Annotated in this window: 14 protein-coding genes and 1 pseudogene; 6 read left to right on the forward strand and 9 right to left on the reverse strand. The window is 60.9% G+C overall.

Annotated elements, in window-relative coordinates:
• Nucleotides 1–175: 175 nt before the first annotated feature.
• Nucleotides 176–1,798: a methyl-accepting chemotaxis protein gene (locus LJU32_25155; protein ID WKV88617.1), complete on the reverse strand. Its 1,623-nt coding sequence runs from the start codon at nt 1,796–1,798 to the stop codon at nt 176–178.
• Between the two features lie 275 nt (nt 1,799–2,073).
• On the opposite strand from LJU32_25155, the pseudogene LJU32_25160 reads away from it, so the two are divergent.
• A pseudogene (locus LJU32_25160) lies at nt 2,074–3,095 on the forward strand (transporter).
• A gap of 217 nt (nt 3,096–3,312) precedes the next feature.
• Nucleotides 3,313–4,926: an inorganic phosphate transporter gene (locus tag LJU32_25165; protein WKV88618.1), complete on the forward strand. Its 1,614-nt coding sequence runs from the start codon at nt 3,313–3,315 to the stop codon at nt 4,924–4,926.
• 125 nt (nt 4,927–5,051) lie between these two features.
• On the opposite strand, the gene LJU32_25170 is transcribed toward LJU32_25165, so the two are convergent.
• Nucleotides 5,052–5,948, reverse strand: coding sequence for a LysR family transcriptional regulator (locus tag LJU32_25170; GenBank protein WKV88619.1), 897 nt, complete (start codon nt 5,946–5,948; stop codon nt 5,052–5,054).
• Between the two features lie 121 nt (nt 5,949–6,069).
• Here LJU32_25170 and LJU32_25175 point away from each other — a divergent pair, with 121 nt between their 5' ends.
• On the forward strand, nt 6,070–6,828 hold the full coding sequence (locus LJU32_25175) for an SDR family oxidoreductase (protein WKV88620.1): 759 nt from the start codon (nt 6,070–6,072) through the stop codon (nt 6,826–6,828).
• A 119-nt stretch (nt 6,829–6,947) separates the two neighbouring features.
• Here LJU32_25175 and LJU32_25180 read toward each other — a convergent pair whose 3' ends face one another.
• Nucleotides 6,948–7,385 carry a multidrug/biocide efflux PACE transporter gene (locus LJU32_25180; protein ID WKV88621.1) on the reverse strand — a complete coding sequence of 146 codons (438 nt, stop codon included), beginning with the start codon at nt 7,383–7,385 and terminating at the stop codon, nt 6,948–6,950.
• A gap of 88 nt (nt 7,386–7,473) precedes the next feature.
• Here LJU32_25180 and LJU32_25185 point away from each other — a divergent pair, with 88 nt between their 5' ends.
• Nucleotides 7,474–8,328, forward strand: a complete 855-nt coding sequence (locus tag LJU32_25185; protein ID WKV88622.1) for a LysR family transcriptional regulator — start codon at nt 7,474–7,476, stop codon at nt 8,326–8,328.
• 144 nt (nt 8,329–8,472) lie between these two features.
• Here LJU32_25185 and LJU32_25190 read toward each other — a convergent pair whose 3' ends face one another.
• From LJU32_25190 to LJU32_25200, 3 genes are read right to left on the reverse strand one after another with little or no spacing between them, the layout of a single operon-like run.
• Nucleotides 8,473–9,702: an RNA polymerase sigma factor gene (locus tag LJU32_25190; GenBank protein WKV88623.1), complete on the reverse strand. Its 1,230-nt coding sequence runs from the start codon at nt 9,700–9,702 to the stop codon at nt 8,473–8,475.
• The gene (locus LJU32_25195) at nt 9,695–10,039 is read right to left on the reverse strand and encodes a YciI family protein (protein WKV88624.1); all 345 of its coding nucleotides are present in this window, start codon (nt 10,037–10,039) and stop codon (nt 9,695–9,697) included. The genes LJU32_25190 and LJU32_25195 overlap by 8 nt, the downstream gene beginning before the upstream one ends.
• Nucleotides 10,040–10,079: 40 nt before the next feature.
• A complete protein-coding gene (locus LJU32_25200; protein ID WKV88625.1) occupies nt 10,080–10,505 on the reverse strand; it encodes a nuclear transport factor 2 family protein in 426 nt (141 codons plus the stop codon).
• A 141-nt stretch (nt 10,506–10,646) separates the two neighbouring features.
• Here LJU32_25200 and LJU32_25205 point away from each other — a divergent pair, with 141 nt between their 5' ends.
• Together LJU32_25205 and LJU32_25210 are read left to right on the forward strand one after the other, a co-directional pair.
• Complete coding sequence (locus LJU32_25205; protein ID WKV88626.1) at nt 10,647–11,132, forward strand: GNAT family N-acetyltransferase; 486 nt, start codon at nt 10,647–10,649, stop codon at nt 11,130–11,132.
• An 18-nt stretch (nt 11,133–11,150) separates the two neighbouring features.
• The gene (locus LJU32_25210; protein WKV88627.1) at nt 11,151–11,756 is read left to right on the forward strand and encodes a pyridoxamine 5'-phosphate oxidase family protein; all 606 of its coding nucleotides are present in this window, start codon (nt 11,151–11,153) and stop codon (nt 11,754–11,756) included.
• A gap of 122 nt (nt 11,757–11,878) precedes the next feature.
• Here LJU32_25210 and LJU32_25215 read toward each other — a convergent pair whose 3' ends face one another.
• The 3 genes from LJU32_25215 to LJU32_25225 all read right to left on the reverse strand — a co-directional run bounded on the left by LJU32_25215 (nt 11,879) and on the right by LJU32_25225 (nt 13,673).
• Nucleotides 11,879–12,367, reverse strand: a complete 489-nt coding sequence (locus LJU32_25215) for a GNAT family N-acetyltransferase (GenBank protein WKV88628.1) — start codon at nt 12,365–12,367, stop codon at nt 11,879–11,881.
• 88 nt (nt 12,368–12,455) lie between these two features.
• The gene (locus LJU32_25220) at nt 12,456–12,941 is read right to left on the reverse strand and encodes a GyrI-like domain-containing protein (GenBank protein ID WKV88629.1); all 486 of its coding nucleotides are present in this window, start codon (nt 12,939–12,941) and stop codon (nt 12,456–12,458) included.
• A 69-nt stretch (nt 12,942–13,010) separates the two neighbouring features.
• Nucleotides 13,011–13,673 carry a LysE family translocator gene (locus LJU32_25225; GenBank protein WKV88630.1) on the reverse strand — a complete coding sequence of 221 codons (663 nt, stop codon included), beginning with the start codon at nt 13,671–13,673 and terminating at the stop codon, nt 13,011–13,013.
• Between the last annotated feature and the right edge of the window lie 21 nt (nt 13,674–13,694).

A 13,694-nucleotide genomic window follows, 5' to 3' on the forward strand; every position in this document is an offset into this window, starting at 1 on the left:
CTGTTAAAAAGCCGCACGATTGAAAGATCGTGCGGCTTTTTCATGCCTGCCGTAAATCATGTGGGAGCGAGCCTGCTCGCGAAAGCGGAGTGTCAGCGACATCAATGTTGACTGTTCCACCGTTATCGCGAGCAGGCGAAGACCTACGAAAGTTGCCGGACGCTTGAACTCGCAATCAAGCACTCAACCGCGCCGTCACCTCATTCAACTGCCCCGACAACCCATGCAGGTTCTGACTGGCACTTTCGGTGCGCTGCACGTTGTCCAGGTTGGTACTGGCGATCGCCGTGATTTCAGTCAGGTTGCGCGAGATATCTTCGGCCACCGACGTCTGTTCTTCTGCTGCCGTGGCGATCTGACGGTTCATGTCGCGAATCGCCTCCACGGCCAAAGTGATGCGCTCCAGCATCGCGCCGGCCTGGGTCACTTGCTCGACGCTTTCGTCACTGCGCGCCTGGCCGCTCTCGATAGCCTGCGCGGCATCCACCGCGCCGGTCTGCACGTTCTGAATGATCTGGTTGATCTCGATGATCGACTCCGCCGTGCGCTGCGCGAGGTTGCGCACCTCGTCGGCGACGACGGCAAAACCGCGCCCGGCCTCACCCGCGCGTGCCGCTTCGATGGCTGCGTTGAGGGCCAACAGGTTGGTCTGCTCGGCGATGCCACGAATCACTTCCAGCACCTTGCCGATACGACCGCTGTCGGTTTCCAGGCGACGAATCACCGTGGCGGTGTTGGCAATTTCACCGCGCATCTGGGTGATCGAGTGAATGGTGGTCTGCATGACCTTTTCACCCTGCTGCGCCGACTGATCGGCATCGTCGGCAGCACGCGCGGCATCGGCGGCGTGACGGGCCACTTCCTGCGCCGTGGCAGACATTTCGTTCATCGCCGTGGCTACCTGATCGGTGCGGCTGAATTGCTCGCTGGTGCCGCCGGCCATGGTCGTGGCAATGGCATTCAACTCACCGCTGGCGCTGTCCCGATTGCTCGCGCTGTGCTGCAACCGAGTGAAGGTGTCCGCGAGAAAATCGCGCAAGGTGTTCGCAGCAGCAGCGAGGTTGCCCAGCTCATCGCGACGCTCGCTGACTACGCGCTCGGCCAATTGGCCACGGCTCAAGCGAGTGACGTAATCGATGAGGTTGCGGATCGGCTCGATCAGGTTGCGGCTGACCAGCCACAGGCTCAGCAGACCGATCAGCAAGCCTGACGCGAGCATCACCAACAGGCCCAGCCACACGGTGCGATCAGCGCTGGCACTGATCAATGCCGATTGCGCGGTGCCCTGCTCGCGCAGCTCGGCGACCAACGCGCTCATCTGTTCACTGGTGGCGCGGTCGACGCCTTTGACCGCAGCGTCGCCGGCGCTCGGATCACCACCGGCAGCCACGTAGGCATCGCGGCCCTTCTGGTAGGCAGCACCTAACTGGCGATGCTCTTCGCGCAAGCGTTCGATACGTGATTTGAGATTGGCCTCGATACCCTTCTGGCCGGCCAATTCACCGAGAATGTTCTGCACGTCGCGCTGGCGATCCTCGAACTGGCTCCAGTATTTCGCCAGATCTGCCGGTTGCTTGCCGCGCAGCAAGACGTTTTTCCACTCCTGCACCTGCACTTTGAATTGCAGGTTGGCTTCATCGATCAGTTGCGAAGTGTGCAACGGGCCAGCAATCAACTGGCTGTAGCTTTGCACGCCGTTGGAGAGGAAATGAAAGCAGGCCAGCGCGATCAACAGCATCGCCAGCAGACTGCCGCTCAGCAGGGCGAGAATTTGCGCTCTCAGGGATTTTTGCAGCATTGCAAGGTACTCGAAGCAGGGATGAGGCACGCCCGGGCGGACGTGAGAAATGGCCGGACTTCCCTGTCGTCGCACCGTGGCAAACGCCAATGGCGCGCAACCTAACTCACCTGAGATCGGCGCGCCAGAGCCTTCCTTGAGAAACTTCCGACAGCCGGCAAGGCATTGATTTGACGTCATTTTGCTGTCACAAAACGGTCACGTGAGCTTGCGATGATGCCGCTCAGGTGAACCTGAAAATCCTGCCCCAGACATCCTCCTCGCAGCGAGCCGCCATGAACCACAGCCTCGATATCAGTCATCGCGACCCGGACCTGTTTGGCTTGCTCTACGGCTTTCGCTTTCTGCCCGGTGAGCGTGGTCGGGAAATCGATTCGGCGACGGCTTTGCGCTGTTTGCAGGACGACAGTGACAGCGGCGAATTCCTCTGGCTGCACTTGAACCTGGCCCACGCCGCGTGCGAGCGCTGGATGAAAAATCATCTGCAATTGCCCGATGAGTTTTTCGAAGCGCTGCACGAAGGTTCGCGTTCGACGCGCATCGAGCATGTCGATTCGGCGCTGCTGGCGGTGGTCAACGATGTGGTGTTCAACCTCAGCAGCATGGTCTCCTCCGACGTGTCGACGCTGTGGGTCTGCGTGCGCAGCAAACTCATCGTCAGCGCGCGCCTGCAACCGCTGCACTCCGTGGACAAGTTGCGCTCGTCGGTGAAGGCCGGCGAGTGCTTTCGCTCGCCCTCGGAATTGCTCGTGCACCTGCTGCGCGATCAGGGCGAAGTGCTGACGCAGATCGTGCGCAAGACCAGCCTGAGTGTCGATCAGGTCGAAGACGAATTGCTCTCTTCGCGTCTGTCGACCAACCGCGCCGAACTCGGCGCCAATCGCCGCGTGCTGGTGCGGCTGCAACGGCTCCTGGCGCTGGAGCCGGGTTCGCTGCTGCGCCTGCTCAATCGTCCGCCGCCGTGGTTGCAGAAGGAGGACGTCAAGGAGTTGCGCAAATCCACCGAGGAGTTTGCGCTGATCATCAACGACCTCACCGCCCTCGGCGAACGCATCAAACTGTTGCAGGAAGAAATCGCCGCCAACCTCAACGAACAGAGCAACCGCACGCTGTTCACCCTGACCGTGGTGACGGTGCTGGCCTTGCCGATCAACATCATTGCCGGTTTTTTCGGCATGAATGTGGGGGTGTGCCGCTGTCGCAGGATCCCCATGGGTTCTGGGTGCTGGTTGCGTTGGTGGCGACATTCACCGTGATTGCCGGACGCTGGGCGTTTCGCAAGCGTGGGGATTATTGAGCTCTTGCCATGATCGTTCCCACGCTCTGCGTGGGAATGCATCAGGTGACGCTCTGCGTCACTGGGACGCGGAGCGTCCCGGGCGGCATTCCCACGCGGGAGCGTGGGAACGATCATGGTCAGACTAATAAGACAAACACTGACCTGCCGCAGTCTCTCCGTAACATTCTGCAACGATCATGGACGACATTCCTTCCCTCGCTCAGGATTGTTCGCCATGGCTACGCCTTCACTGACCGCCAGCCCTGCGTCCGCCGCCAGCGGCAGGCCGGCGCTCGACAAGAAACCCGGTCCGTTCACCTACGTGATCTTCTTCGCCGTGCTGGCCATGGGCATGCTGTTCACCGCCTACAGCCTGATGCACGACATGCACGAACTCGGCACGGTCGTCACCACGTGGACGCCGTTTCTGCTGCTCGGCGTGGCGCTGCTGATTGCGCTGGGTTTCGAGTTCGTCAACGGTTTCCATGACACCGCCAATGCCGTCGCGACGGTGATCTATACCCACTCGCTGCCGCCGAATGTCGCGGTGGTCTGGTCGGGCTTCTTCAATTTTCTCGGCGTGCTGCTGTCGAGCGGTGCGGTGGCGTTCGGCATCATCGCGCTACTGCCGGTGGAGTTGATTCTGCAGGTCGGCTCGTCTGCCGGTTTTGCGATGATCTTCGCCCTGTTGATCGCGGCGATCCTGTGGAACCTCGGCACCTGGTGGCTGGGTTTGCCGGCCTCCTCTTCGCACACGTTGATCGGCTCGATCATCGGCGTCGGCGTGGCCAATGCCTTGATGCACGGCCGCGATGGCACCAGCGGTGTCGACTGGGCACAGGCAACCAAAATCGGTTATGCGCTGCTGCTGTCGCCGCTGGTGGGTTTCGGTTGCGCGGCGCTGTTGCTGCTGGCATTGCGCGCGTTCGTCAAGAACCGCGCGCTGTACAAAGCACCCGAAGGCAATGCCCCGCCGCCGTGGTGGATTCGCGGTTTGCTCATCGCCACCTGCACCGGCGTGTCGTTCGCTCACGGCTCCAACGACGGTCAGAAAGGCATGGGCCTGATCATGCTGATTCTGGTCGGCACACTGCCGATGGCCTACGCGTTGAACCGCACCATGCCGGAAGAACAATCGCTGCAATTCGCCGCCGTGGCGCAAGTTACCCAGCAAGCGCTGGTGAAAAGCGCGCCAATGCCGGCACCTGCCGATCCGCGTCCGGTCCTTTCCGATTACGTGCGCAGCAAGGAACCGACGCCGCAACTGATCCCCGCCCTCGCCGCCCTGACCGGGCACATCGGCGAGGAAGTCAGAGGCTACGGATCGCTGGCGAAAGTCCCGGCCGAAGCCATGGGTAACGTGCGCAACGACATGTACCTGGCCAGCGAAAGCATTCGCCTGATGGACAAGAACAAGGTCGGTAACTTCGATGCCGACACCAGCAGCAAACTGCAGCTGTTCAAACAACAGATCGACAACGCCACGCGGTTCATTCCGCTGTGGGTGAAGATTGCCGTGGCCATCGCACTGGGGCTCGGCACCATGGTCGGCTGGAAGCGCATTGTCGTGACCGTCGGCGAAAAGATCGGCAAGACGCACCTGACCTACGCCCAGGGTGCCTCGGCAGAAACCGTGGCGATGCTGACCATCGGCGCGGCGGACATGTTCGGCTTGCCGGTGTCGACGACCCATGTGTTGTCATCGGGCGTGGCCGGGACCATGGTGGCCAATGGTGCAGGATTGCAGATGCGCACGATCCGCAATCTGCTGATGGCCTGGGTGTTGACCCTGCCAGCGGCCATTTTGCTGTCGGGCAGCCTGTATTGGCTGTTCACCCAAATCTTCTGACCCTACACAAATCCAACATGTAGGAGTGAGCCTGCTCGCGATAGCGGACTGTCAGTCAGCATTGATTTATCTGACCCACCGCTATCGCGAGCAGGCTCACTCCTACAACGCTTTGCATTCTCATGTTAGAGCGTCGAACGAACCACATCGCCGAGCCAATCCATGAACACCCGCACCCGCAGCGGCAAATGCCGTTGTCGCGCATACAACAATGAAATCGCCATCGGCGGTGCGGTGTATTGCGGCAGTACGGTTAGCAGTTCGCCATTTTCCAGATGCGGCTGCATGCCGGTGCGCGGTACCTGCGTCAGGCCGAAGCCGCCCAGGCACGCCGCTTCATAGGCGTCGGTGCTGTTGACCGTGACACTGCCGGCCATCGCCACCCGTCGCACTTCGCCACCCTCCTCATACACAAACCCTTCAGAACGCGAGCCCAGTACGCCGACGTAATGCACCAGCCGATGCTGCGCCAGATCCTCGATGGTCTGCGGCACGCCGTAACGTTGCAGGTAAGCCGGGCTGGCGCAATTGACCATCGGGAAGTCGCCAAGATGCCGGGCGACCACCGACTGATCCGGCTGCGCGCCGATGCGCAACACGCAGTCGAAGCCTTCGCCGAGCAGATCGACGCGGCGATCGGTGCTGCTGATTTCCATCTGCAGATTCGGATGGCGATCCATGAATTCCGGCAGACGCGGCATGATCAGCCGTCGCGCGAGAATGTTCGGCATGTCGACCCGGATGCGCCCGGTCAGCGACGCCTCGTCCTGACGAAACAGCCCTTCAATTTCATCCATGTGCGAGAGCAAATCCTTGCTGCGCTCATACAGCACCAGTCCATCCTGCGTGGCCTGCACCTTGCGTGTGGTGCGCTGCAACAGCCGCGTACCGAGCAAGGCTTCGAGTGCCTGCACTTGCTCGGACACGGTGGAGCGCGGCAGGCCGAGGCTTTCACCGGCGAGGGTAAAACTCGACAGTTCGCTGACCCGGACGAAGGTCCGCAGCAGTTCCAGTTTGTTCATGACAAGCCCCGGTGATTGTTCGGATGAACCGATCAGTGATTCCGCTTTTGCTGTGTTTATCAGCTCATGGCGGATAAATAAACTTCTTCCATCCCCACTCAATGCAATCGAGGAAGTCAGCATGAATCGCAAAATCGCACTGATCACTGGCGCCAGTCGTGGCCTGGGCCGCAGCGCCGCCCTGCACCTCGCCGCGCAAGGCATCGACATTATCGGCACCTACAACAGCCGCGCCGACGAGGCCCAAGTGCTGATCACTGAGTTGCAGGCACTCGGCGCGAAAGCGGCGATGTTGCAACTGGACGTCGGCCGCAGCGAAAACTTCGCCGCGTTTGCCGAGCAGGTTGAACAGGTATTGGGGCAAACCTTTGAGCGTCAGCGCTTTGATTTCCTGATCAACAATGCCGGGATTGGCGTGCACGCGCTGTTCAGCGAAACCACGCCGGAGCAGTTCGATCTGCTGATGAACGTGCAGTTCAAAGGACCGTTCTTCCTGACTCAGCAACTGCTACCGCTGATCAACGACGGTGGGCGCATCGTCAATATCTCCAGCGGCCTCACCCGCTTCAGCCTACCGGGGTACGGCGCTTATGCGGCAATGAAAGGTGCGATGGAAGTGCTGACCCGCTATCAAGCGAAGGAGCTCGGCGCGCGGCAGATTGGTGTGAACATTCTGGCGCCGGGTGCGATTGAAACCGATTTTGGCGGCGGCACGGTGCGCGACAACAACGCTGTCAACGCGATGGTCGCCGGCAACACCGCGCTGGGTCGCGTCGGGCAGCCGGATGACATTGGCGGTGCATTGGCGCTGCTGCTGTCGCCGGGTGGACAGTGGATCAATGGCCAGCGGGTCGAGGCGTCTGGCGGCATGTTTCTCTGACCTCAACCAACAGACTGTTTGTGGCGAGGGGATTTATCCCCGCTGGGCTGCGGAGCGGCCCCAAAATCGGGTCTGCTACGCAGCCCAACGGGGATAAATCCCCTCGCCACAGGGCTACCTCAGCTTTCATATGCGCGGCGGGCCATGAAGCGCTCGCGCAGCACGTCATAACCCCAGTGGTAGACATAGGTGTACGGCAGGAAAAACAGCAGCACGCCAATGTCAAGCAACAACGCCTGCCACAGGCTGACCGACAGCCACCAGGCAATCAGCGGCACGCCCATCACGATCAGTCCACCTTCGAACAACAACGCATGCACCACCCGCACCCAGGCGCTGTGCGGCAGATTCATCCGCGCCAGTGCACGGTCGAAAAAACGGTTGAACACTACGTTCCACGCCAGCGCCAACAGCGCGATCAACACGGTCACCGCGCCCATGTCGAGCAGCGGCTTTTGCATGATCCAGGCGAGCAGCGGTGTGCAGATCAGGATGGCGAGAAATTCGAAACCGATAGCCTGGAAAACACGTTCGGTGATGGACTTGTGGGCAGTCATGGCCGACTCCTAGTTTGACGATGGTTGCCATGATCCGACCGAATCCCGATACTTCATAACCAATAACCATCGATCAAGGCGATAGTTCATGGCTTCGCAGGAAGTGTTGTTGGCGTTTGTCCAGGCAGCGACGCAAGGTTCGTTTTCCGCAGCGGCGCGTAAATTGGGCCGCAGTCAGTCGACCATCAGCGCGGCGGTCGCGAGCCTGGAAATCGATCTGGACCTGCAGCTGTTCGACCGCAGCAGCCGCAAGCCCACGCTCACCCCCGCCGGCCACGTCATGCTGCAAAAAGCCGAGGGGATTCTGGCCGCGACCAGCCGCCTGGAAATGAGCGCTCGGCAATTGGCGCAAGGTGTGGAGCCGAAGCTGACGGTCGCTATTTCCGATACCTATCAGTCCTATCGTTTCGAGGCGGCACTGGTGGGTTTCGAGCAGCGTTACCCGGAGCTTGAGCTGGAATGCCTGATTGCCGAATGCGATGACCTGATCGAACTGGTCCAGCGCGGCCGGGCGCATCTGGCCTTCGCGGAAATGCAGGACAACTACCCGCCGGATCTGGTGACCTCGACTGTGGCCGAGCGCACGGAGATTGCCCTGTTCGTCAGCCGCGAGCATCCGTTGGCCAAGCTTGAGCATGTCGATCAGCAGATCCTCGAGCAACATCGTGAGTTGCGTCTGGCGACCATCGTCAATCCGTATGACAGTCGCGGCAAAGGCCGGGTGTGGTCGGCGCCGAGTTATCTGATGTTGCTGGAGATGGCTGAAAAAGGCTTTGGCTGGGCACCGTTGCCGAGGTGGCTGGTGCAGCGTTATGCCGCTGATTTGCTGATGGAGCTGGACGTGAGGGGCTGGCCGAAACCGGTGTTTGTCGATGCCTTGTGGTCACGCCTGTATCCGCCGGGGCCGGCGGGGAGCTGGTTGCTCAGCAAGATGCTGGAATAAGCGGTGCTGCCATTCGCGAGCAGGCTCGCTCCCACAATTGAAACGCGCTCACCTGTGGGAGCGAGCCTTCCAAAGAGGAATGCAACCACCTGTGGGAGCGAGCCTGCTCGCGAAAGGGCCAGCCGCACCGACGCAGCTTCCAGATCAACCCAGTCCCCTCAGTCGCCCCTCGATAAACCGCTGCTCCGGCGCCTGCCGCGTCAGCTCCAGCGCCCGCTGGTACGCCGCCCGCGCCTGCTCCACCCGGCCCAACTGCCGGCAAAACTCCGCTCGCGCCGAATGGGCCAAGTGGTAATCCTGCAACTCGCCACGCGCCAAAATCCCTTCAACCAACAACAACCCGGCCAACGCTCCATCCCGTTTGGCCACCGCCACCGCGCGGTTCAGCTCGATCACCGGCGACGGCACCGCGCGCAGCAACACGTCGTACAGACCGACAATCTGCTGCCAGTCCGTTTCCGCCGCCGACGGCGCTTCCGCATGCACCGCTGCAATCGCCGCTTGCAGGCAATATGGCCCGAAGCGCCGGGTAGTCAGCGCGCGCTCCACCAGTGCGCAGCCTTCGGCCATCAACCCGGCGTCCCACAACGAGCGATCCTGATCGTCGAGCAACACCAGTTCACCGCTCGGTGAGGTGCGTGCCGGCCGGCGTGATTCGTGCAGCAGCATCAGCGCCAGCAGACCCATGACTTCCGGCTCCGGCAGCAGCTCCATCAACAAACGCCCCAGCCGAATCGCTTCGCGCGTCAGATCCTCGCGGGTCAGCTCAGCGCCGACCGAAGCCGAATAGCCTTCGTTGAACACCAGATAAATCACCCGCAACACGCTGTCGAGGCGCTCGGGTAATTCATTCAGCGTGGGCACTTGGTAAGGGATTTTCGCGTCGCGGATCTTGGCTTTGGCGCGGACGATGCGCTGGGCAATCGCCGCCGGCGCCGAGAGAAAAGCGCGGGCGATTTCCTCGGTGGTGAGGTCGCAGACTTCGCGCAAGGTCAGCGGCACCTGCGCATCCGCCGCCAGTGCCGGGTGGCAGCAGGTAAAGATCAGCCGCAAGCGATCGTCTTCCACGTCTTCGCCGCTCCAGTCAGCCTGTTCCAGCTCATCGAGTTGCGCCAGCAGAAACGGTTGCGACGCCTTGAACCGCGCGCGCCGACGCAACACATCGATGGCTTTGAAGCGTCCGGTCGAGACCAGCCAGGTGCGCGGATTGTCCGGCACGCCATCGCGCTGCCAGCGTTCGACCGCGACGAAGAACGCCTCGTGCAAGGCTTCTTCGGCGAGGTCGAAATCACCGAGCAGGCGGATCAGCGTCGCCAGAATCCGCCGCGAATCCTCGCGGTAGACCTGCTCGACCCGCGCCCTGACGTCAGACATTCAACTGCCGCACCGGACGTACCTCAACGCTGCCAACCCGGGCTGCCGGAATGTTGCCGGCGACCTGAATGGCTTCGTTGAGATCCTTGGCATCGATAAGGTAGAAACCGGCCAGTTGCTCCTTGGTTTCAGCGAAAGGCCCGTCGGTGATCGACACCTTGCCGTTGCGCATCCGTACCGTGGTGGCGGTTTCCACCGATTCCAGCGCTTCGGCAGCGATCATCCGCCCGCTGCCCTGAATCGACTCGGCGTAGGCCCAGCATTCGGCGTCCTCCGGGCTGTCCGGCGAGGTGTGCAGCAGACGTTCATCGCTGTAGACCAGGCATAGGTATTTCATGGCGATCTCCTGATTCGAACGGATCAACTATGGCTGAAGATCAGGGAGTCACATCGAACAGCGTCGCGCCGCTCATCGGATCGAACGGTGCCGACCAATGCTCGTGCGCGATCTTCCACGCCCCGCCGATCTGCCGATAGCACGCGGTGGCGCGCATCCAGCAGCTCTGGGTTTCGCCCTTGTCGTTGGTGCCGCCGCAATTGGCCACCCAGTGGGCGAAAGCGATGTTGTCGGCGCTTTCGATGGCGATTTCGTGGAACTCGAAAACGTGCGGGCCGGGGCACATTTCCATGCACTCGACCCAGTGCGCGCGGTACGCCGCTTTGCCTTTGAATTGCAGCGCCTTGATCGCATCGAACGAGACGATGTCGTCGTCGTACAGGGCCATGACTTTCTCGACGTCCTTGGTCATCACCGCTTCGCGGTAGGTGTTGATCAGGGTCTGGATTTCGCTGTGTGCGCTCATGGTGTTCTCCGGGTTTTTTGTTGTGAAGACACCCTTAGTCGTTTGCCCTTTGCGTAGATCGACAGGCGAAACAAAAAAATTCACCGACGACAATCTCGCTAGAATCCGAGGCTCACTCCTTGTAGGAAAAAGGAAACTCCCTTGTCATCCCAACTCGTGCCTTACGACAGCCTTAGCCCTTTGCAACGTGAGCAAGTCGCGGCGATTGAAATCCACCCCGAGCAAATCAAGTTCTCCGGTGATATCCACGGTGCCCTGCACACCCTGCTGTCGAAACCCGGCCCCGGCGTCAAGGGTTTCGCCCTGCTGGCGGACGACGTGCCGGTGGCATTTCTGTTGCTCAAGCGCCCGCCGGTATTGCCCGCCTGGGCCGACGAGCACAGCGCCACGTTGCATGCGCTGCAGGTCGATCGGCGTGCGCAGGGCAAGGGCTACGGCAAGGCCTGTCTGCAAGCGCTGCCCGCTGTCGCCCGTGAAGCGTGGCCGGAGATCAAGGGGCTGGAATTGTCGGTGGACGCTGATAACGAGGCGGCAATTGCGCTGTATGCCAGGCATGGCTACGTCGACAGCGGCGAAGCGTACAAGGGCCGGATTGGGTACGAGCGGCGGATGGGCCTGTTTTTTTAAATCGTAGAGGGATAAACGATGATCGATTCGATAGAAGCATTGGAAGCCATTTACGGCCGGCCCCACGAACGCGCCGTGCGCAAGCAGATCGGCTTTCTCAACGAGGATTATCAGGCGATGGTGCGCCTGTCGCCGCTAGTGATCGTCAGCTCGGTGGGGACCGATGGCCTCGATAACTCGCCGCGCGGTGATGCGCCGGGGTTCGTTCGGATCATTGATCAAAACACGTTGGCCCTGCCAGATCGCCCGGGCAACAACCGCATCGATACCTTGCGCAATGTGCTGCACGATTCGCGGGTGTCGCTGCTGTTCATCATTCCCGGGATCGGCGAAACATTGCGGGTCAATGGCACGGCCCTGATCAGCGATGAACCGGCGTTGCTGGAGAGTTTCGCGGTGAATGGCAAACCGGCGAAAACAGTGTTGCTGGTGACGGTGGACGCGGCGTTTTTTCACTGCTCGAAAGCCTTTGTCCGCTCGGATGCGTGGAATCCCGAAACGCACCTGCCGCGCTCGGCCTTGCCATCTGCTGGCGCATTTCACAAGCGCCTGAATGACGGCCAGTTCGACGCCGACACCTACGATCGGGAAGCGCCGAAACGGGTGCTCGATAGCCTCTACTGACCCACCGCAATCTAATGTGGGAGCGGGCTTGCTCGCGAAGGCGGTGTGTCATGTAAATTGATGTTGATTGACCCAGCGCTTTCGCGAGCAAGCCCGCTCCCACAAGGGATCTCCACGTGCCGTTACAGGGTCAGGATCATCTCGTGCCACGCCATGCCGCCGTGGTCGGACTCGGACGGCTTGATGTAGGCAAAGCCAAAGCCGGCATACAGCGCAATGTGTTGCTCTTTGCACATCAAGTGAATCGTCGCTTTCTCCATCCCGCGCATGCGCTCGATGAATTCGGCGAGCAGGCGCTTGGCCAGGCCCTGCCCTTGGTAATCCGGGTGCACCACCACCGACATGATCACCACGTTCGGGCCTTTCGGGTCGTGGCCGATCAATTCCTTGAACGCCTCGTCGGACATCTGCACGTCGAACGCCGCGCCGGAATTGACGAAACCGGCGACCACGCCGTCCACCTCGGCGACGATGAAGCCGTCCGGCCAGGTGGCGATGCGCGTGGCGATCTTTTCGCGGGTGGCGGCTTCGTCGCCTTCATAGGCGACGGTTTCGATGGCGTAGCAGCGGTCGAGGTCGGCGGCGCTGACGTTACGGATCACGGTGTTCATGGCAGCTCAAAAATCTGTGGAAACAAGGCCCGCCAGCATAAAGCACAACCACCGGGACGGACATGCTCCGCCTCGATTGTTACGCCGCTCAGGCCTTGATCGGCAGCCAGATTTCCAGCGTGCCGGTATTGAGTTTCGGGTTGTAATCCTCGCTGTAGCGCTCGAATTCCGGGGCGTCCGCCGCTTCGTGGCCGGACTGCGGCAGCCAAGTGTTCCAGATGTACTGGAAGGTGTCAGGGAGTTGCGCCAGTGACCCCTTGTGCTCAAACACCGCATATTGCTGCGGCTGGATTTCAACCCAGCGGTACTTTTCCGGCAGGTCGTCGAGCTTGTCGATCTGCACCCCGGCGATGTATTCGAAACCGCCCTCGCCATCCGCATTGCAGCAAACGCCATAGGTCACTTCATTGACTTGCGCGGGGATTTTTCCCAAGTGCGGGATCAGTTTTTCCCACAACGCGGGAATGTCTTCGGTGGTCTCCTGAGTGAATCGCCCGCCGAAACCGGCAATCAGCAGAAATTGCCCGTGTTCGAAGCGAGGCTCGGTTATCTCGACGCGTTGTTGTTCATCCATGACGCGACTCCTCAGAACGGAAAAGTGGATTCGGCTGGGAGTATAGAAAGCTCGACCCGTTTCGCACGTTTACAGCGAGTGCAACTGCTCGACGGCGCCCGAGCCGACAAACTCGTTGTAGCCAGAAACGATCACGTACACCGCGAAATAACAGAAGATCGCCGCCGATGCCAGATAGGAGTAGCGCAGCAGCTTGTCGCCCAGCAGCTTGCCGCCGTGGCTTGCGGCGAAGCACAGACCGGCCGACCACAGCAGCCCGGCGCAGAGAAAGCCGCCCAAAAACAGCGCCGAACTCAACGGACCACCGCCACCGGATCGCGCGATCAAGGTACCGCCGACGGCAGCAAACCAGAGAATCGCACTTGGCGAAGACATGGCAAGGAAGATGCCGCGAAAGAATTCCTTGCGATGGGAGTTCTGCCCCACTTCCGCGGTTTCCGCCAGCAGCGCTTCGTGGTGGATCGCCGAATAAATCATCTTCGCCGCGAAGTAGATCAGCAGCGCCGAACCGCCAATCCATAGCACCCAGCGCACGGTTTCGTATTGCAGCAGAACGGTCATGCCGGCCAGCGCCAGCACCGCGTAGATCAGGTCGCCGACACAAGTGCCCAGGCCCAGGGCGAAGCCCTGAAAGTAGCCGCGCTGCATGGCCAGGGTGATCATCGCGATGTTGGCCACGCCGATATCCAGGCACAGCGAAAGGCTCAGCAAGAAGCCGCTGGTGAATTCCATTGAGCGATTTTCCTTGAAAAA

This window comes from Pseudomonas sp. B21_DOA, from assembly GCA_030544685.1.
GTDB classification, from domain to species: Bacteria; Pseudomonadota; Gammaproteobacteria; order Pseudomonadales; family Pseudomonadaceae; genus Aquipseudomonas; species Aquipseudomonas fluorescens_AO.

Excerpts from the sequence above, each read along its gene's own strand:
- LJU32_25170 (WKV88619.1), bottom strand. The coding sequence starts at position 5,948 with ATGAACAAACTGGAACTGCTGCGGACCTTCGTCCGGGTCAGCGAACTG.
- LJU32_25155 (WKV88617.1), bottom strand. The coding sequence starts at position 1,798 with ATGCTGCAAAAATCCCTGAGAGCGCAAATTCTCGCCCTGCTGAGCGGC.
- LJU32_25210 (WKV88627.1), top strand. The coding sequence starts at position 11,151 with ATGATCGATTCGATAGAAGCATTGGAAGCCATTTACGGCCGGCCCCAC.
- LJU32_25225 (WKV88630.1), bottom strand. The coding sequence starts at position 13,673 with ATGGAATTCACCAGCGGCTTCTTGCTGAGCCTTTCGCTGTGCCTGGAT.
- LJU32_25190 (WKV88623.1), bottom strand. The coding sequence starts at position 9,702 with ATGTCTGACGTCAGGGCGCGGGTCGAGCAGGTCTACCGCGAGGATTCG.
- LJU32_25185 (WKV88622.1), top strand. The coding sequence starts at position 7,474 with ATGGCTTCGCAGGAAGTGTTGTTGGCGTTTGTCCAGGCAGCGACGCAA.
- LJU32_25165 (WKV88618.1), top strand. The coding sequence starts at position 3,313 with ATGGCTACGCCTTCACTGACCGCCAGCCCTGCGTCCGCCGCCAGCGGC.
- LJU32_25180 (WKV88621.1), bottom strand. The coding sequence starts at position 7,385 with ATGACTGCCCACAAGTCCATCACCGAACGTGTTTTCCAGGCTATCGGT.
- LJU32_25200 (WKV88625.1), bottom strand. The coding sequence starts at position 10,505 with ATGAGCGCACACAGCGAAATCCAGACCCTGATCAACACCTACCGCGAA.
- LJU32_25215 (WKV88628.1), bottom strand. The coding sequence starts at position 12,367 with ATGAACACCGTGATCCGTAACGTCAGCGCCGCCGACCTCGACCGCTGC.
- LJU32_25220 (WKV88629.1), bottom strand. The coding sequence starts at position 12,941 with ATGGATGAACAACAACGCGTCGAGATAACCGAGCCTCGCTTCGAACAC.
- LJU32_25175 (WKV88620.1), top strand. The coding sequence starts at position 6,070 with ATGAATCGCAAAATCGCACTGATCACTGGCGCCAGTCGTGGCCTGGGC.
- LJU32_25195 (WKV88624.1), bottom strand. The coding sequence starts at position 10,039 with ATGAAATACCTATGCCTGGTCTACAGCGATGAACGTCTGCTGCACACC.